Genomic DNA, 17,543 nt, shown 5'->3' with positions numbered 1-17,543 from the left:
CAGGTCACGCAACTTGTCTGGTCGTCATTTGTCGAGCGGCACCGTGCGGGCGTTCGGGTCGTAACCCGGTGGCGGCCCTGCGGTGTCGTCGCCCGGCGGTCGTGGTGCGTTGGCCGCGCCGCGGATCTGCTGGTTCGGATCCTCGGTCACACAGTACAGATTGGTCGGGATGGTCAGCTCGAGGACTTGGGTCGGCCGACGCGGGGTGACGGGGTAGTTGCAACTGGGCCTCGGGTACACCGAACCGAAGGCCCACCACGCACCGTCGTGGAACATGGTGAGGCTCTTGATACTCGCGTCCCGGATCGACGGCATCAGCGTCGCGAGGGCCGGTGCGCGCAGCGCGCCCTGCTCGGCTATGTCGAGGAACTGCTTCATCACGTCGGTCACCGGGTCGGTCAGCTGGTTGATCGAACCGGCGAGGCTGGTCATCTGCGACGGACCCCGATCGAGCAACGTGCGCAGTTCCCGGTCGGAGGCCGCGGCGGAGTTGATCAGGTCGCTCAGCGACGACACCGTGTTCCCGAAGTCGGGCTGGATGTCGGCGGTCGTCTTGAAAATGGTGCCCGCGTTCTGGATCAGTTTCGTGGTCTCGGGCAGTGCCGTGTACAACCGCGCGAAGATCGTGCCGCCCGAGTTGAACAGCACCTTCAGGTCGTTGGTGCCGTCCTCGGAGTACAGCGCGATCTTCAGATTGTCCACGGCCGAACGGAGTTCGGCCGGGTCGATCTGCTGGATGAGTTCCAGCGCGGACTCGAGGAGATCGGAGAACGGCACGGTGACCTTGGTCTGACCGGCCTTGATCACGTCGCCGTCCTTCAGGTACGGCCCCTCCGAGGTGGTGGGTTGGAAATCGACGTACTGCTCGCCGGCCGCCGACAACCCCAGCGCCGCGACCTGGGTGTTGCGGTTGATCTTGTACCGGTCGTCGACCGAGACCTTCACCGTCACCGAATCCGGTTCGACGCGGATGGTGTCGACCTCGCCGATGCGCGCCCCGCGCAGGGTGACCCCCGACGTCTCCTGCAGGCCGCCGGAGATCGGGAACTCGATGGTCAGCTTGTACTTACCCGCCAACGGTTCCCACCGCAACGTACCGAGCGAGAGGTAGCCGAGCCCGACGACCATGACCAGGACGAGCCCGAGGTTGCCGACGAGCACGGAATGCCTGCGGAGAAAACCGAATACGCCGCTCATCCGCAGCACCCCTTGGTTCCGGTGAGTCGGGCCAGCAGTCGCGTGAGCGTCTGCTGGAGCGCCGCCGAGCCCGAATCGACGTCCTCGAGCTCGGGAAGCCTGCTCGCCGAGTCGAATCCGACACCCGGGTTGAGCCAGTACACCTTCGCCGACACAGCTGCCGCACTACCCGGCGTGGACTTGATCCACTTCGGGGTCAGCGTGTGCAGGTTGTCGGCCAGCGAACCGAGCGGGCCGGCCGCCTGCCGCAGGCCGGCCAGCACCGTCGACAGATGGCCGAGCATCTCCACCAGGTTGTCCTGGTCGGTGCGGAGGAAGTCGTTGGTCGCCGAGGTCACCTTCTGGGCCTTGTCCAGCGAGGTCAGGATCGAGCCGATCTGACCGTTCAGCGACTGCAGCGCAGGACCGAGTTTGTTGATCGACGCCATGATCTGGGCTCGGCCGTCGGCCAGCTGACCGGTCAGGATCCGGGTGTTCGCCAGCGACCGGTCGACCTGCGCCGAACTCTGGTTGAGTTTGCGGATGCCGGTCGTCAGGCCGCGGATCGCACCGTTGAGGTCCGTCGGATTGGTCGCGACGGCCGCGCTCAGTTCGGTGAGAATGACCGTGAGCGAGTTCAGCGAACCGCTGTCGACCACACCGCTCATGCTGATGAGCAGGTCCTCGACCGTCGCCGCCGCGGAGGTGGGGCCGGTGAGGGTGTCGCCGTCGGTCATGAATCCCTTCGGCGCGTTCGGCGGCGGCAGGAGGGCCACGAACACGTCGCCGAGCGGGGTCGCCTGGCGGAGTTCGGCTCCCGTGCCCACCGGCAACTCGGTCTTCTTGCTGACGTCCATCGTGACGATCGCGGAGTAGTCCTTGGCGACGATGGTGTCGACCTGCCCGACGTCGGTGCCGTTGAGCTTCACCTTGGCGCGCGTCGGCAGGTTCAGGGCGTTGTCGAAGTTCGCCGTCAGCCGGATGGAGTCGCCGATGCCGCCGGGGGCCGGCAGCGGGATCTGCTCGACGGTCAGACCGGGCAACACGCCACAGCCGGTGAGTCCCATCAGTGCACTGAGCAGCAACGCCGTCACCGCGCCGCGTCGCGCGCGGGAGCGGCGTCGTGCCGGTTCTGGCACCGTGCTGCGCAGCGAGGCGCTGGTCACCGCTCTCATTTCGTCAGCTCCAGCATCGCCGAGTAGATGCCCATGTCCGGCCCGAAGTCCTTCAGCTTGCCGGTGCGGCAGCCGTCCTTCTGCAGGTTGATCGACTCGCAGAACTTGGCGAGCAACTCGTTGTCGACGAGCGACTTGTCGAGCAGCACCTGTGCGCGCCAGGCGCCCTGCTCTGCGGAGATCGAGTTGCTCAGGTTCTGGAACAGCAGCGGACCGACATCGATGGTCTCCACCACCTGCCGCGAGTAGTCGCTCAGGTTGGCGGTCAACGCCGCGAGCCGGTCGAAGGAGACCGAAATCGTGTTGGTGTTGTTCTGCAGGAAGGCCGTCGTGTTCTGCAGCGTCTGGTTCAGGTTTCGCAGGGTCGCGACGAGGCCGGGCGACTGGGCCCCCAACAGCTCGGACACCTCGTTGACCGACTTCGAGAACGCCGTCATCTTCGGGTAGTTCTTCACCAGCGTGGTGCTCAGACCCTCGATGGTCTCGATGATGTCGACGAGGGCGTCGCTGTTGCCGGAGATGACATTCGACGCCTGTCCCAGCTGATCGAGCGCCGCACGGATCTCTTCGCCATTACCCGTGGCGATCCCCGAGGTGATGTCGATCATGTCCGCCAGCGGGCCGGGGCCGGGTCCCTCCCCCTTCAGACCCACGACGAGACCGTCGATGGCGTCGAACAGTTCGCCGACCGACACCGGGGCCTTGGTCTCCTTCAGCACCGAGCCGTCCTCGAGCTTCGGTCCGCCCTCGTACGCCGGGGTCAGCTCGACGTGGCGCGTGGTCACGATCGAGGTGTTGACGATGGCCGCCGTGGCGTCGGCGGGCACCGGCACGTCTTTGTCGATGGTCATGGTGACCTTGACCCGATCGCCTTGCGGCTCGACGGCCGTCACCTGTCCGACCGGCATGCCGAGAACCGCGACGTCGTTGCTGACATAGAGGCCGGCGACGTTGTCGAAGTAGGCGGTGACCTCGATAGCCTGCCCGAAGGCCGCCTTCCAGCTGCCCGGGATCATCGAACATCCCGAGAGGCCCAGGATGCCGAGCAGGGAGATGCACACGAGGAGCGTCGAACGACGCAGCTTCTGCGGGTTCAGCATCCGTCCACCACCCGGGCCAGGCACAGCCAGTTGTCGGGGAAGATGCCCCACGGCAGGTAGCCGTTCGCGTACGGGCCGTCGCCGATCACATTGGTGGTCAGACGTGCTGTCACGGGCAGGATCTCCAGCAGCTTGCGCAGGTTGTTGCGGTTTTTCTCCAGGCCCTGCGTGATGGTGTTCAGGTTCGCCATGATGGGGGCGAACTGGTTGGCGTTCTCCCCCGCCACCGCACTGGTCTGTTCGGTGAGTTCGGCGATGCCGTCGAGCAGGCGCGTCACCAGTTCCTCACGGGCCACGATCTTCTGGGTCAGGTCGCGTCCCTGGCCGACGATCACCGCCAGTTGCGCCTGGTTGTCGTTGACGATGTTCGTGATCGTCTTGGTGTCGGCGATCAGCTGGTTGATCTGATCCTTGCGGTTGGTGATGACCTCGGACATCTGCGTCAGTGCCTCGAACGTCGGCTCGGTGATCGCGGGAACACCGGCGAGTTGACGGTTGAGCGTGCGGATGCTCTGCGAGAGGGTCTGGTCGTCGATCCCGGTCAGGATCGGGGCGCCCTCCTCGATGGTGCGGTTCAGGTCGTAGGGCACCGCGGTCTTCTCGATGTGGCCGTCGGGTGCTTCCTCGGGCGAATCCCCCAGCGACACATCGACGTAGCGCTGGCCGAGCAGCGTCGACATCTTGATCTCGGCCATGCCGTTCTTCGTGACCCGGACGTCGGTGTCGACCTTCATGGTGAGCGCGACGTGGGTGCCGGCGAGTTCGGTGTCGGTGACCTCACCGACGTCGATACCGGCCACCCGAACCTTGTCGCCCGGTCGGATCCCGCCGGCCTGCGCGAAGTCGGCGGTGAGCGTCTTCTTGCCGAGATGGGCTCCGGCCAGTGCCGTCACGCCCAGCAGGAGTGCGACGATCACGACCGCGCCGATCACGCCGTACCAGACGCGGGTGTTGCTGCGGAATCTCTTGCGGAACCAGTTCATCGGCACACCACCGAATGATTCGTGCCACCGATCTTGTTGAAGATCCCCGGCGGCAGCAGGACATCACCGATCGCGACGTCGAGGTCGCACGCATAGATGTTCAGGTATGCACCCTCTCCGAGTACGAGCGGGAAGTGGCCGAGGAAGATCGGCGCGTCGACGGCCATCCGGTCGAGTTTGGAGCCGTTCTGGATGAGTGTGTTGGTGGCGACGCGGCCGTTCGTCGCGGCGGCGGCGAGGCTGCCCCGGCTGCGGCTGAGGACGTCGGCGAAACCGTCTGCAGTGCGCCCGATGTCGGCGACCGCGCTGCCGAAGGCCGCCGAGTTCGAGTTGAGGTTCTCGATGAGGGCGGACATCGACTCGATGACGGTGCCGAGCTGGCCGCCCTGACGGGACAGGTCACGCATCACGGTGCTCAGGTTGTTGATGATCGCGCCGATCACGATGTCGCGGTTGGCGGTGTCCTCGGCGAGCCGGCCCACCTCGGCGACGGTGTAGCTCAGCGAGACCGAATTGCCCTGGAACGCCTCGAGGAGTCCCTGCGACAGCGCGTTGACCTGGTCGGCGTCGAGGGTCTCGAAGACCGGCTGGAATCCGGCGAGGAGTTTGGTGATGTCGAAGGAGTCCTCGGACGGCAGCTCCAGTGTGGACCCGGGCGACAGCGGCCTGCTGTCGCGCCCCTCGACCAGCGTCAGGTTGAGATACCGCTGGCCGATGAGGTTCTGATACCGGATCGCCGCACGCGTGTTGGTGTAGACCTGCTGGTCGTTCTGCACCTCGAATTCGACTCGGGCGCGACCGTTGTCGAGTTCGATCTTGTCGACGCGCCCGACGCGGACGCCGGCCATGCGGACGTCGTCGCCGGCGGCGAGCCCCGAGGCGTCGGTGAAGAACGTCGTGTAGTTGTTCGTCGACCCCGACACCGATCGTTCCAGCGTCGAGAAGATCACGTACGTCACGAGCAACGCGACGAGACCGAAGATCGTGAAGCCGATCAGCGGTTTGCGGATCGAACCCGAGGCCGCGCTCATCGTCCTCCTCCCTGATCTGTGGCTCCATCACGCGCGTCGATCGACTGGACCAGCGGTCCGAGCATGATCGTGTCGGCGGCCGACGGCTTCCGGCGCAGAACCGAGCCGAGCGTCTTGTTGTCGGAGCCGGTGGTCACCATGCCCACGGGACGGTTCTTGCGCATGCCGTCGGACGGGTAGATCTGCAGCGGACCCGACATCGTCGGTCCGGTACCGGTTCCCGGTCCCACACAACCCGGCCCACGCAACGTGCCGTACGGGCCGCCGTTGTACACCGGGCAGTTCTGACGGGTGTAGCGGACGAACGCGCCGAAGCTGACGCCGATGTTCAGCTGTACGTGCCCGTTCGTCCCGGTGAAGACCGTGAGCACCCGGGCGGCGAGATTGTTGAGCGCGATGATCGCCTGCGGCAACGAATTCGGTTCGAGCACAGTTGCGCCGAGCATGCGGTTCAGGTCGGTGACGAGTCGCTGACCGCCATTGCCGTTGCGGGCGAACATCAGCTGGATCTGGTCGAGCAGTCCCTGGTTGCCGCTCAGCAGTGCCGAGAGGTCGCGCTGCTTCTCGGCGATGGTCACCGCCGGGATCACGCTGCGGCCCAGGGTGTCGAGCAGTTCCGGCGCGGACTCCGCGAGACCGCTGATCGCGGCGTCGAAGTTGTCGAACCCCGGCGGTGCACCCGGCGGGAACTGGGCGTTGATCGCGTCGAAGTAGGTCCGCAGCACGCCCACGAAGGAGCCGAACACCGATCCGCCGCCCTTCAGGGCGTCGGCGACCACACCGAGCACCTGGGCGAGCTCCTCCGGCGGCACCGCGTCGAGGATGGCGCTCAACTCGTTCTGCGCATCCTGCAGCTTGATCGTCTCGAGCGACTTGTCGGCGGGGATCGTGTCACCCGACGACAGTCGCTCGGTCCCCGGTTCGGCAGGTCGGACGAGCTCGACGGAGTTGACGCCGAACAGGTTCGACGGCACGGTCCGCGCGGTCACCGACGCCGGGATGCCCTCGGCCTGCGCGGGCACGATGTCGATCTCGACCTTCTTGATGACCTTCGCGGCGTCCACCTGGTCGCCGGAGTCGGCGACCGAGATCGACTTCACCGCGCCGACGATGAGCCCGTTGTAGCGGACGTCGGCGCCGGAGGTCAGGCCGTCGCCGACGTCGACGAGGTCGGCGGTCACCTCCACCGTCTTGCTGAAGGTGCCCTGGTACCGCATGAACAGCAGCACGAAGATCACCAGCAGGACCAGCAGGAAGGCGACGCCGCGCAGCACGTATTGCAGTAGTGAGGGGTTACGCCCGTCGGTCGCGATGTTCACCGGCTCCCCCTCATCCCGAGATCTTGATCCCGGGCGAGGTGCCCCAGAAGACGAGTGTCATGACCAGATTCGCGAACACGATGACGATGATCGCGAGTCGGATGGCATGTCCGGCAGCAATGCCCACACCTTCGGGCCCTCCAGCGGCGAAGTATCCGTAGTAGCACTGGATGAACGTCGTCAGCAGCACGAAGACGATCACCTTGATGAACGAGAACACCATGTCCCAGGACACGATGAACTGGTTGAAGTAGTACAGGTAGGTGCCCTCGCCCTGCCCGCTCTGCAGCATGAACATGAACTGGCAGGCAAGGTAGTTGGCGGCCAGCGACACCGAGTACAGCGGGACGATCGCGATGACCGCGGCCAGCATGCGGGTGGTGACCAGGTACGGCAGCGGGCGGATGGCGATCGCCTCGAGGGCGTCGATCTCCTCCGCGATCCGCATCGAACCGAGCTGCGCGGTGAAGCGGCAACCCGACTGCGCGGTGAACGCCGTCGCCGCGAGCAGCGGGGCGATCTCACGCGTCGTCGCGAACGCCGACAGGCCACCGGTCACCGGAGACATGCCGAGCAGGTTCAGCGCGGTGTAGCCCTCGATACCGACGGTCGCGCCGCCCATCACCCCGAGGATCACCATGACGCCGACCGTGCCGCCGCCCACGACGATCGCGCCGTTGCCCCACGCGACGTCGGCGAGCAGGCGCCAGACTTCCTTGCTGTAGTGCCGGAAGGCCAGCGGGACCGCGCCGATCGAGCGGACGAGGAACGTGATGAGGTGCCCCATCGCCGCGAGGGCGTCGCGCGGACCGCGATAGACGGCCTTGGCGGCCTCCAAGGGTTTCAGCGCGGGTGGCACATACCGTGACGCGGTCATCTCACACCACCTTCGCCGGGAAGAGGATCGCGAACAACTGCGTGAGGATCACGTTCACGGTGAACAGGAGCAGGACGGAGTTGACCACCGCGGCGTTCACCGAGTTGGCGACGCCGGCGGGACCGCCCTTCGTCGAGAGGCCGCGATCGCAGGCGACGATCGCCACGATCGCGCCGAATATCACCGCTTTTGCCAACGCGAACATCAGGTCCGCGGTGGTCGCGAAGGACGCAAAGGTGCCCGTGTAACTGCCTGGCGTACCGCCCTGGAAGTACACGTTGAAGACGTAACCGGTGATGAAGCCGACGAAGCAGACGAAGCCGCAGAGCAGGAAGCTGACCACCATCGTGGCGAGAAGTCGCGGCGAGATGAGGCGCTCGATGGGGTTGACACCCATGACCTTCATGGCGTCGATCTCGTCGCGGATGGTGCGGGAACCGAGGTCGGCCGCGATGGCCGAACCGACCGCGCCCGCGAGGAGCAGCGAGGTGACCAGGGGTGCGCCCTGACGGATCACGCCGAGGCCGGTGGCCGCGCCGGAGAACGAGGTAGCACCCACCTGACCGGCGATGTTCGACACCTGGATCGACACGATGACGCCGATCGGGATGGCGACGAGCAGGGTCGGGAACACCGAGGTGCTCGCCATGAATGCACACTGGCGGATGAATTCCCCGAACGGGAAACGCCGCTTGAAGAGATCGGCGAAGAGTGTGCGGAACACCTCGACGAACATGCCCAACTGGCGTCCGAAGGTGTCGAAGGACGCGACGACGTGCTTGTCGAACCACGACCGAACCGCACCCGGTCTCTTCCGACCGACCTCCTCGTCATCCGAGGTGACTGCGTCTGTGCTCAATCCCTACCCTTGCGTCTCGGCTTACCCGTTCACCGGCCGTCAGGTCGCCGTGCGTCCGTGCTGTCTCCAGCTCGCGCACCGCTCGGCTGATCTGCTCGAGGTGCCCCCCTTGGGCATGAGCGTCGCCGTAATATACCCCGCTCTCGATCTCCGTTGTGTGTGGCCTCACAGTAACGCCGGTCGCGGCCCCGCCCGGTTCGACATACCGTGCAGGTGTGAGCGACAGCACTACTGCTGATGACCAGAGCACTTTAACTTGGACGGTCGACCAATGGAGCGGAAACCTACCCCTCCGATCCTCGATCGCACCGTTCGTGCCGCCGCAGACCCTCGGCGAGGTCCGCGTCTGGGCACCTGCGGCCGCCTCGATGTCGATGGCCGCCGGCGTCGTGGGCGCCCCGGCCGCGTCGTTCCCGATGACCCGACGCACGGGGGGTTGGTGGCAACTCGACGAGGAGCCCGGCGCGATCGACGCGCCGATCGCCGATGTGCGCTACGGGTTCTCGATCGACGGCGGACCCGTGCGTCCCGACCCTCGCTCCGTCCGGCAGCCCGAGGGTGTCCACGAGATGTCGGCACTGTTCTCCGTCGACGAGTCGCTGTGGACCGACGCCGACTGGACGGGCCGCGATGCGCGCGGCGCGGTGATCTACGAACTCCACCTCGGGACCTTCACCCCGGCAGGCACTCTCGACTCCGCGATCGAAAGGCTCGACCATCTGGTCGATCTCGGCGTCGATCTCGTCGAACTGATGCCGGTCAACGCCTTCAACGGCACCCACAACTGGGGTTACGACGGGGTCGGTTGGTACGCCGTGCAGGAGACCTACGGCGGCCCGGCGGCACTCGCCCGGTTCGTCGACGCCTGCCACGCCAAGGGACTGGGCGTCGTCCTCGACGTCGTCTACAACCACCTGGGGCCGTCGGGCAACTATCTGCCGGACTTCGGGCCGTATCTCAGCGAGGGCACGACGTCGTGGGGATCGTCGGTCAATCTCTCCGGACCCGACTCCGACGAGGTACGCGCCTTCCTCGCCGGCACCGCACTGCGCTGGTTCACCGAATTCCACATCGACGGACTACGACTCGACGCCGTCCACGCCCTCGCCGACCATCGTGCGGTCCACATCCTCGAGGAACTGGCCGCGGCGACGGACGCCCTGTCGGCCGAACTCGGGCGTCCGCTGTCACTGATCGCGGAGAGCGATCTGAACGATCCCCGGATGTTCCTGCCGCGGTCGTCCGGCGGTCTCGGGCTGGCCGCCCAGTGGGACGACGACATCCATCACGCCATCCACAGCCTCGTCTCGGGCGAACGACAGGGCTACTACGCCGACTTCGGCGGTTTCGATTGTCTCGCAAAGGTCCTGACGGGCGGGTTCTTCCACGACGGCACCTACTCGTCGTTCCGGCGACGGTGCCACGGCCGGCCGATCCCGACCGATCGCGTCCCCGCGTCGTCGTTGCTGGCCTACACGTGCACCCACGACCAGGTGGGCAATCGCGCGATCGGCGACCGGCCGAGCGCCAATCTGGACGGCGGGCAGCTCGCGATCAAGGCCACCCTCATCCTGTTGTCCCCCTTCACCCCGATGTTGTTCATGGGCGAGGAGTGGGCAGCGGGAACCCCGTTCCAGTTCTTCACCTCCCACCCCGAGCCGGAACTGGGCCGGGCGACCGCGGAGGGCCGCAAGTCGGAGTTCGCCGAACACGGTTGGGACAGCGACGATGTGCCCGACCCGCAGGACCCGGAAACCTTCGAGCGGTCGAAGCTGGACTGGTCGGAGCCGACCCGACCCGACCACGCCCGCGTACTGGGGTTCTACCGATCACTGATCACGCTCCGGAAAACCGAACCGGCGCTGCATGATCCGGCATTCACCTCGGTCGACGCCGAATTCGACGAAGCGGCAGGCTGGTTCGCGATGCACCGCGGCGAATGGTCGGTGGTGTGTGTCCCCGGCGACGCGCCCGTCACACTCCCCTGGCCGCTCGACGTCGCGCTGGCCTGGGAGCAACCCGAGGCCGGGATCTCGCCCGGACACAACGTGATCGTCGGGCGGCGCGTTTCATAGCCCGAAACCGCGCCGTGCGCGGCTTCGAGCCATACGTCGGAGATCAGGTCAGGTATTCGTAGGCCGGCGAACCGGGCTCGAGACGTTCACAGTGCAGGCGGGAACGCGCCATCCGGTCCATCAGGGCACCGAGGCCGTCCGGGCTGCCGAGTTCGACACCCACCAGCGCGGCACCGGTCTCGCGGTTGTTGCGCTTGACGTATTCGAAGAGGGTGATGTCGTCGTCGGGTCCCAGCACCTCGTCGAGGAAGCGTCGCAGTGCGCCGGGTTCCTGCGGGAAGTCGACCAGGAAGTAGTGCTTCAGACCCCGGTGCACCAATGAGCGTTCGATGATCTCGCCGTAGCGGGAGACGTCGTTGTTGCCGCCGGACACCAGACACACGACGACCGCGTCGTCGGGCAGTCGCAGCTTGTCCAACGCGGCCACCGCGAGCGCTCCGGCGGGTTCGGCGATGATGCCCTCGTTCTGGTACAGCTCCAGCATCGCCGAGCAGATGGCGCCCTCGTCGACGTGCGTGATGTGCGCCGTGCCCGGGGTCGGCGACACCGGGCCGTCGGGGATGATCCGCGCCGCCGGCGTCGCGGTGATGCCGGCCAGGATCGGGTGATCGCTGACGCTCGCGCCGAGTTCGGACATCACCTGATGGCCGATGGTGCCGATCCGCTTCACCGCCGCACCGTCGACGAAGGGGTCGATCTCGTCGAGGGTGACGGGCCCGCCGTTGACCAGTGCCGCACTCAACGACACGGCCCCGGTCGGTTCGATGCCGATGATCGTCACCTCGTCGGAGAGTCCGCGCAGATAGGTGGCCATGCCGGCCAGACAGCCGCCCCCACCGACCGGCGCGACGACGACGTCGGGCACTCGGCCCAACTGCTCGACGATCTCGCGTGCGATGGTTCCCTGTCCGGCCGCCGTCCGCGGGTCGTCGAAGGCGTGGATCCATGCGGAGCCGGTGCTCATCACATCGGCCTGCGCGGCGGCCGCGGCGGCGTCGTAGGTCTCCCCGATGGCCTTCAACTCGACGTAATCGCCGCCGTGCCAGGCGATCCGGTCGCGCTTCTGCTTCGGGGTGGTGGTCGGAACGTAGATCCGTCCGGGCACTTTCATGCTCTTGCACGCGAAAGCGACGCCCTGTGCGTGGTTTCCGGCGCTGGCCGCCACCACACCGCGGGACAACTCCTCCGCCGAGAGCTGAGCCATCACGTTGTAGGCGCCACGGATCTTGTAGGAGCGGACGGTCTGCAGGTCCTCGCGCTTGAGGTAGATCTGGGCACCCGACCCCGACAGTCGTGGGCAGGCCTCGAGCGGGGTACGCGCCACCGCGTCGGCGATTCGCTCCGACGCCGCCTCGATGGCGTCGAGGCTCAGTGCCGGGCCGTGCTGGTGGACGGGGACGTGGTGCGTACTCACGACTGCCATGTTCTCACTGCGCGGGATGGTTCGAGGCGTCCGGGTACATCGACTTCGGCGAGATCGGTGTGCTCGGTGCCTGCGGTCGGCTTCATTCCGGGATTGCCCCACCCCGCGGGTGGGTATGTCCACGACGTCGCTCGTCGCACGCGGACCGCAGGCAGAAACGCGCGAGGAGAAGGCACGTACGGCCCGCCACCTGAACAGGGAGCAGTCATGACATCTCGCCATCCGTCCCCGCGCCGGTCCCGGCGTACCTCGCGTTTCACCCGGATCGCTGCCGGCGCGGCATCCGCGGCCATGGCGTTGGGTCTCTCCACCGCAGTCGGTCCGGCGCCCGCCTCGGCCGCCCCGTCGTGTCCGGGTGCCGCCCCTGCCCGGCTCGTCGGCGTCGTCCCGGGCGCCGCACTAGAGGGCCTCACGGTCGACGCCGGTGGACGGCTCTACACCACCGATCTCGTCTCCGGACGCGTCTACCGACTGAACGGCCCAGGTGCGCCTGCGGTCCCGATCGCACGGGTGCCCGGTGGCAGCGGTGCGGGCGCGCTTGCGTGGACTCCCGGCGGAACCCTGCTGGTCGGTTACGGCGCCGATCCCCGCGTCATCGTCGGCGACGCCCTCCGCCATGCGTCGATCGGCCGCCTGGACGTCAACTCCCGGGCGTTCCGGCCGTGGGTGACCGGGCTGTCCGCGGCGAACGGGATGGATGTGGCCGCGAGCGGAAACGTCTACGCCACCAACGACTTCGGCAACCTCATCGGACGGGTGTCACCGGGCGGCGCGGTGAACGCCGCATGGGGCGCGCTGCCGAGCGCCAACGGCGCGGTCCTGAGCCGCGACGACCGCTGGCTCTACGTGTCGCGCACCTTCGTGAACCCCGGAGTCAGCCGGATCTCGACGACGAATCCGCGGGTGGTGCAGAGTCTGCTCGGCGTGGGTGCACCGTCGACTCCCGACGGACTGACCCTCGATTCCCGTGACCGGCCGGTCGTGCCGTTCAACGCAACCGGAGAGATCGTCCGCATCACCTCGCCCGGGCGCTACTGCGTGCTGGCGAGCGGACTGCCGACGTCGAGCGTGCTCTCCTACGGTCGCGGCGACCGCGGATTCTCGGCCGGACGCCTGTACCGGGCCGGATTCGACGGACGGATCTACGAGATCCCGGGCGGATTCGATCGGGGTGCGACCGCCGCGTTCCCGGGCAGGTAGCGCTCACCCCACCACACCGCGAGAACCGCCACCGCCGTCACCCACGCAGTGGCCTGCAACGATCCGACGATCAGCAGGGTCACGACGGCGGTGGCGACACCTGCGAGAACCGCGTGGGCCTTGTGCGCCGGCCAGTCGATGCCGAAGACCTCGACCGTGCGCTGCGCACGCCGGACCGGACGGTGCGCGTTGATGCCGATCATCGTGGTCATCTGCGAACACTCCCCTCGACGGCTGGGCGTGACTGGACGTGCCGTCGAGTATAGCGCCGATCGAAGAGAAATGTTCGGAGGCCCGAAACTCCGATAACGGGCTCCCCCGATTTCAGCCGAGGCAGCTGGGACCGAGCAGTGCTTTCAGGTCGCCCATCAGCGCGGAACTCGGCGCCACCCGCAGGGACTCGGTCAGCTTGAGTTGCGTCTGCCGTTTGTCGCTGACGAGCGTGACGTGCACATCGGCCATCCCCGGATGCCGGGTCAGCACCTGCTTGAGCGCTTGGACCCGATCCGGGGTGCAGAGTCGGGCGGACAGCGTCAACGCAACCGGCTTGGTCGCGCCGGCGGTCTCCAGATCAGGGACGGCGAGGTCGTTGGCGGAGATCATCATGCTGTCCTCGCGCAGGTTCACGCGGGCCTTGATCAGCACGATGTTGTCGGCCACGATGTCCATCCCGTACGCGACGTAGGCGCGCGGGAAGAAGTAGACCTCGACACCACCGACCATGTCCTCGAGGGTGACCGCGGCCCACGGCTCGCCCTTCTTGTTCACCCGGCGCGTCACCGACGAGATGATGCCGCCGATCGTGATCTGCGCACCGTCGGAGATGTTGCCTTCCAGCAGCGACGTGATCGAGGTGTCGGTGTGCGCGGCGATGGCATGTTCGACGCCGGCCAGCGGATGCCCGGAGACGTAGAGACCCAGCATCTCCCGCTCGATCGCGAGCTTGTGCTTGGTGTCCCACTCCTCCTCGGGAACCTTGACGGCGAAAACCTCGGCCATCGAGTCGTCGGCCCCGCCGGCGTCGCCGAAGAGGTCGAACTGTCCGATCGCCTCGGCCTTCTTGGTGCCGATGACCGATTCGACGGCCTCGGCGTGCACGAGGAACAGACCCTTGCGCGGATGGCCGAGAGAGTCGAAGGCCCCGGCCTTGATCAGCGATTCCGTCACCTTCTTGTTGCAGGCGGTGACGTCGATCTTGCCGAGGTAGTCGGAGAAGCTGGTGAACTTGCCCTTCTCCTCACGCGCGTTGATGATCGATCCGACGACGCCCGAACCGACGTTGCGGATGGCGGCGAGACCGAAGCGGATGTCGGCACCGACGGCCGCGAAGTTGCGCTGCGACTCGTTGACGTCGGGCGGCAGGACGGTGATGCCGAGCTTGCGGCAGTCGGCGAGGTAGATCGCCGCCTTGTCCTTGTCGTCGCCGACCGAGGTGAGCAGGCCGGCCATGTACTCGGCGGGATAGTTCGCCTTGAGGTAGGCGGTCCAGAACGAGACGAGACCGTAGCCCGCGGCGTGCGATTTGTTGAACGCGTAGCCGGCGAACGGCAACACCGTGTCCCACAGTGCGGTGATCGCCGCCTGCGAGAAGCCGTTGTTGCGCATGCCCTCCGCGAAGCCGTCGTAGGCCTCGTCGAGGATCTCCTTCTTCTTCTTGCCCATCGCGCGACGGAGCAGGTCTGCTTGTCCGAGCGAGTACCCGGCGACCTTCTGCGCGATCTGCATGATCTGCTCTTGGTAGACGATCAGACCGTAGGTCTCGGAGAGGATCTCCTTCAGCGGCTCCTCGAGCTCCGGGTGGATCGGCCGGATCTCCTGCAGACCGTTCTTGCGCTTGGCGTAGTCGGTGTGGGCGTTCACACCCATCGGACCGGGTCGGTACAGCGCGAGAACGGCCACGATGTCCTCGAACCCGGTGGGCTGCATCATCTTGAGGAGTTCGCGCATGGCCGCGCCGTCGAGCTGGAACACACCGAGCGTGTCGCCGCGGGCGAGCAACTCGTAGGTCTTCTCGTCCTCGAGCGGCAGCGAGTCGAGATCCAGGTCGATGCCGCGGTTGAGCTTGATGTTCTCCAGGGCGTCACCGATGACGGTGAGGTTGCGCAGACCCAGGAAGTCCATCTTCAGCAGGCCGATGGCCTCACACGACGGGTAGTCCCAACCGGTGATGATCGCGCCGTCCTGCGCACGCTTCCACACGGGGATCGCATCGGTCAGCGGCTCCGACGACATGATGACCGCACAAGCGTGCACGCCCGCGTTGCGGATCAGGCCCTCCAGGCCGAGTGCGGTGTCGTAGATCTTCTTGACGTCCGGGTCGGTCTCGATGAGGGTGCGGACCTCGGTGGCCTCGCCGTAGCGCTCGTGTTCGGGGTTGGTGATGCCCCAGACCGGGATGTCCTTGGCCATGATGGGCGGCGGCAGTGCCTTGGTGATGCGGTCGGCGATCGCGAAACCCGGCTGCCCGAACTGGACTCGGGCGGAGTCCTTGATGGCGGCCTTGGTCTTGATCGTGCCGAAGGTGATGACCTGGGCGACCTTGTCGCTACCCCACCGCTCGGTCGCGTAGCGGACCATCTCGCCACGACGGCGGTCGTCGAAGTCGATGTCGATATCGGGCATCGACACGCGCTCGGGGTTGAGGAATCGCTCGAACAGCAGTCCGTGCGGGATCGGGTCGATGTTGGTGATGCCCAGCGCCCAGGCGACCAGCGAACCGGCCGCCGAACCACGGCCCGGGCCGACGCGGATGCCGACCTCGAGGGCGTGGCGGATCAGGTCGCCGACCACCAGGAAGTACGCCGGGAATCCCATTTGGATGATGACGTCGAGCTCGTAGTTGGCCCGGTCGAGGTACTCCTGCGGCACCTCGGTACCGGCGAACCGACGCTCGCGGAGCCCCTTCGCGACCTCCTTGCGCAGGAAGGTCTGCTGGGTCTCGCCGTCGGGCACCGGGAACACCGGCATGCGGTCGCGGTGGGTGAAGACTTCCTTGTAGGACTGGACGCGCTCACCGATCTCGAGCGTGTTGTCACACGCGCCCGGGACCACCGAGTCCCACTGCTCGCGCATCTCCCCAGCCGACTTCAGGTAATAGCCGTCGCCGTCGAACTTGAAGCGGGTCGGGTCGGACAGCGTCTTGCCGGTCTGCACGCACAGCAGTGCCTCATGGGCGGCGGCATGCTCCTTGGTGACGTAGTGGCAGTCGTTGGTGACGATCGGCTTGATGCCGAGCTTGCGGCCGATGTCGAGGAGACCGTCGCGCACGCGGCGCTCGATCTCGAGGCCGTGCTCCATCAGCTCGAGGTAGAAGTTCTCCTTGCCGAAGATCTCCTGCCACTTCGCCGCGGCCTCGAGGGCCTCGCGGTCGTGACCCAGTCGCAGACGGGTCTGCACCTCACCCGACGGGCAGCCGGTGGTCGCGATGATGCCCTCGGCGTACTCGGCGATCAGGTCGGCGTCCATACGGGCCCACTTGCCGAGCTGTCCCTCGATGGAGGCGAGCGAGGACAGCTTGAACAGGTTGCGCAGGCCGGTCGCGTTCTCGGCGACCATCGTCATGTGTGTGTAGGCGCCCGAACCCGAGACGTCGTCGCTCTTCTGCTCCCGCGAACCCCACTGGACACGTTTGGTGTCGAATCGCGAACCGGGTGCGATGTAGGCCTCGATGCCGATGATCGGCTTGATGTCGTTCTTGATCGCGGTGTTGTAGAACTCGCTGGCACCGAACATGTTTCCGTGGTCGGTCATACCGATGGCGGTCATGCCCAGCCGCTTGGCCTCGGCGAACAACGGTGACACCTTGGCCGCACCGTCGAGCATCGAGTACTCGGTGTGGTTGTGCAGGTGAACAAACGAGTCCGTCACTGTGCCTCTTCTGTGCTCGCTGGTTGCTGTGCTCGCGGATCACGCGGCGTGTGCCCGCCGGTCGCCGAGTCCGGGTCTACTTTAGGCGCGCGCACCGACACCCACCGGAAGGCACTCCGGGCCGTGACGAATGGGGCGGCTGTGACACCATGTCCGCCCGCACCCGTCGGCACGCCGGGGCACTTCCCGGGGGCGGATTTCGGCGCGTCGCCGCTACAGGGCCACGACGAACACGAGGACGATCAGGATCAGCAACACGGCCGCCACCCCGGCCAGCACCAGGGGCAGACGATTCGAACTCGACCGGCTGGGACCGCCGGAGGACACGGTCCCGCCCGGGAACGGTGGACCGCCCGGGGGCCGACCCATCGGACCCGACCCTGCGGCGCGGAGGTGATCGTTGGTCTGGCGGTGCGGCCCGGACGGCGGGTGCTGCCACACGGCGGGGTCCGCGCCGG

General features: G+C 66.8%; 13 protein-coding genes and 1 pseudogene. 2 read left to right on the top strand and 12 right to left on the bottom strand.

Going from position 1 to position 17,543, the window contains the following annotated elements; all coding sequences use genetic code 11:
• Positions 1 to 24: 24 nt before the first annotated feature.
• The 8 genes from GONAM_RS18690 to GONAM_RS18655 are packed head-to-tail and all read right to left on the bottom strand — an operon-like array spanning position 25 to position 8,520.
• A complete protein-coding gene (locus GONAM_RS18690; protein WP_006868320.1) occupies positions 25 to 1,197 on the bottom strand; it encodes an MlaD family protein in 1,173 nt (390 codons plus the stop codon).
• Positions 1,194 to 2,351 carry an MlaD family protein gene (locus GONAM_RS18685; protein ID WP_406540003.1) on the bottom strand — a complete coding sequence of 386 codons (1,158 nt, stop codon included), beginning with the start codon at positions 2,349 to 2,351 and terminating at the stop codon, positions 1,194 to 1,196. Before GONAM_RS18685 ends, GONAM_RS18690 begins: the two co-directional genes overlap by 4 nt.
• The gene (locus GONAM_RS18680) at positions 2,348 to 3,451 is read right to left on the bottom strand and encodes an MCE family protein (RefSeq protein WP_006868318.1); all 1,104 of its coding nucleotides are present in this window, start codon (positions 3,449 to 3,451) and stop codon (positions 2,348 to 2,350) included. The genes GONAM_RS18685 and GONAM_RS18680 overlap by 4 nt, the downstream gene beginning before the upstream one ends.
• Positions 3,445 to 4,434 (bottom strand): MCE family protein, encoded by a 990-nt coding sequence (locus tag GONAM_RS18675; RefSeq protein WP_006868317.1) that lies wholly within the window; start codon positions 4,432 to 4,434, stop codon positions 3,445 to 3,447. Before GONAM_RS18675 ends, GONAM_RS18680 begins: the two co-directional genes overlap by 7 nt.
• Positions 4,431 to 5,465: an MCE family protein gene (locus tag GONAM_RS18670; protein WP_006868316.1), complete on the bottom strand. Its 1,035-nt coding sequence runs from the start codon at positions 5,463 to 5,465 to the stop codon at positions 4,431 to 4,433. The genes GONAM_RS18675 and GONAM_RS18670 overlap by 4 nt, the downstream gene beginning before the upstream one ends.
• Positions 5,462 to 6,784, bottom strand: coding sequence for an MlaD family protein (locus GONAM_RS18665; protein WP_006868315.1), 1,323 nt, complete (start codon positions 6,782 to 6,784; stop codon positions 5,462 to 5,464). Before GONAM_RS18665 ends, GONAM_RS18670 begins: the two co-directional genes overlap by 4 nt.
• Before the next feature lie 10 nt (positions 6,785 to 6,794).
• Complete coding sequence (locus tag GONAM_RS18660) at positions 6,795 to 7,661, bottom strand: MlaE family ABC transporter permease (protein ID WP_005198851.1); 867 nt, start codon at positions 7,659 to 7,661, stop codon at positions 6,795 to 6,797.
• Between the two features lies 1 nt (position 7,662).
• Positions 7,663 to 8,520, bottom strand: coding sequence for an MlaE family ABC transporter permease (locus GONAM_RS18655; protein ID WP_006868314.1), 858 nt, complete (start codon positions 8,518 to 8,520; stop codon positions 7,663 to 7,665).
• A 314-nt stretch (positions 8,521 to 8,834) separates the two neighbouring features.
• Here GONAM_RS18655 and treZ point away from each other — a divergent pair, with 314 nt between their 5' ends.
• The gene (gene treZ / locus GONAM_RS18650) at positions 8,835 to 10,595 is read left to right on the top strand and encodes a malto-oligosyltrehalose trehalohydrolase (protein ID WP_006868313.1); all 1,761 of its coding nucleotides are present in this window, start codon (positions 8,835 to 8,837) and stop codon (positions 10,593 to 10,595) included.
• Positions 10,596 to 10,638: 43 nt separating this feature from the next.
• Here treZ and ilvA read toward each other — a convergent pair whose 3' ends face one another.
• The gene (ilvA, locus tag GONAM_RS18645) at positions 10,639 to 12,018 is read right to left on the bottom strand and encodes a threonine ammonia-lyase IlvA (RefSeq protein WP_006868312.1); all 1,380 of its coding nucleotides are present in this window, start codon (positions 12,016 to 12,018) and stop codon (positions 10,639 to 10,641) included.
• A gap of 291 nt (positions 12,019 to 12,309) precedes the next feature.
• Here ilvA and GONAM_RS18640 point away from each other — a divergent pair, with 291 nt between their 5' ends.
• Positions 12,310 to 13,218, top strand: coding sequence for an SMP-30/gluconolactonase/LRE family protein (locus tag GONAM_RS18640; RefSeq protein ID WP_083876451.1), 909 nt, complete (start codon positions 12,310 to 12,312; stop codon positions 13,216 to 13,218).
• On the opposite strand, the gene GONAM_RS18635 is transcribed toward GONAM_RS18640, so the two are convergent.
• The 3 genes and pseudogenes from GONAM_RS18635 to GONAM_RS18625 form a co-directional block, all read right to left on the bottom strand.
• Complete coding sequence (locus GONAM_RS18635; protein WP_006868310.1) at positions 13,161 to 13,430, bottom strand: hypothetical protein; 270 nt, start codon at positions 13,428 to 13,430, stop codon at positions 13,161 to 13,163. The two genes, GONAM_RS18640 and GONAM_RS18635, sit on opposite strands and share 58 nt — an antisense overlap.
• Before the next feature lie 112 nt (positions 13,431 to 13,542).
• Positions 13,543 to 17,085: a DNA polymerase III subunit alpha gene (dnaE, locus tag GONAM_RS18630; protein ID WP_006868309.1), complete on the bottom strand. Its 3,543-nt coding sequence runs from the start codon at positions 17,083 to 17,085 to the stop codon at positions 13,543 to 13,545.
• 213 nt (positions 17,086 to 17,298) lie between these two features.
• Positions 17,299 to 17,543 (bottom strand): annotated as a pseudogene (locus GONAM_RS18625) (serine/threonine protein kinase); the annotation flags it as partial.

Origin of the sequence: Gordonia namibiensis NBRC 108229 (assembly GCF_000298235.1) — a bacterium.
In the GTDB taxonomy this organism is placed as follows: domain Bacteria; phylum Actinomycetota; class Actinomycetes; order Mycobacteriales; family Mycobacteriaceae; genus Gordonia; species Gordonia namibiensis.
This window is presented reverse-complemented; position numbering and strand designations above follow the sequence as displayed.

Bases quoted from the DNA above. Each gene is read 5' to 3' on its own strand.
- GONAM_RS18685 (WP_406540003.1), bottom strand. From the start codon at position 2,351: ATGAGAGCGGTGACCAGCGCCTCGCTGCGCAGCACGGTGCCAGAACCG.
- GONAM_RS18660 (WP_005198851.1), bottom strand. From the start codon at position 7,661: ATGACCGCGTCACGGTATGTGCCACCCGCGCTGAAACCCTTGGAGGCC.
- GONAM_RS18690 (WP_006868320.1), bottom strand. From the start codon at position 1,197: ATGAGCGGCGTATTCGGTTTTCTCCGCAGGCATTCCGTGCTCGTCGGC.
- GONAM_RS18680 (WP_006868318.1), bottom strand. From the start codon at position 3,451: ATGCTGAACCCGCAGAAGCTGCGTCGTTCGACGCTCCTCGTGTGCATC.
- GONAM_RS18635 (WP_006868310.1), bottom strand. From the start codon at position 13,430: ATGACCACGATGATCGGCATCAACGCGCACCGTCCGGTCCGGCGTGCG.
- GONAM_RS18640 (WP_083876451.1), top strand. From the start codon at position 12,310: ATGGCGTTGGGTCTCTCCACCGCAGTCGGTCCGGCGCCCGCCTCGGCC.
- ilvA (WP_006868312.1), bottom strand. From the start codon at position 12,018: ATGGCAGTCGTGAGTACGCACCACGTCCCCGTCCACCAGCACGGCCCG.
- GONAM_RS18675 (WP_006868317.1), bottom strand. From the start codon at position 4,434: ATGAACTGGTTCCGCAAGAGATTCCGCAGCAACACCCGCGTCTGGTAC.
- GONAM_RS18670 (WP_006868316.1), bottom strand. From the start codon at position 5,465: ATGAGCGCGGCCTCGGGTTCGATCCGCAAACCGCTGATCGGCTTCACG.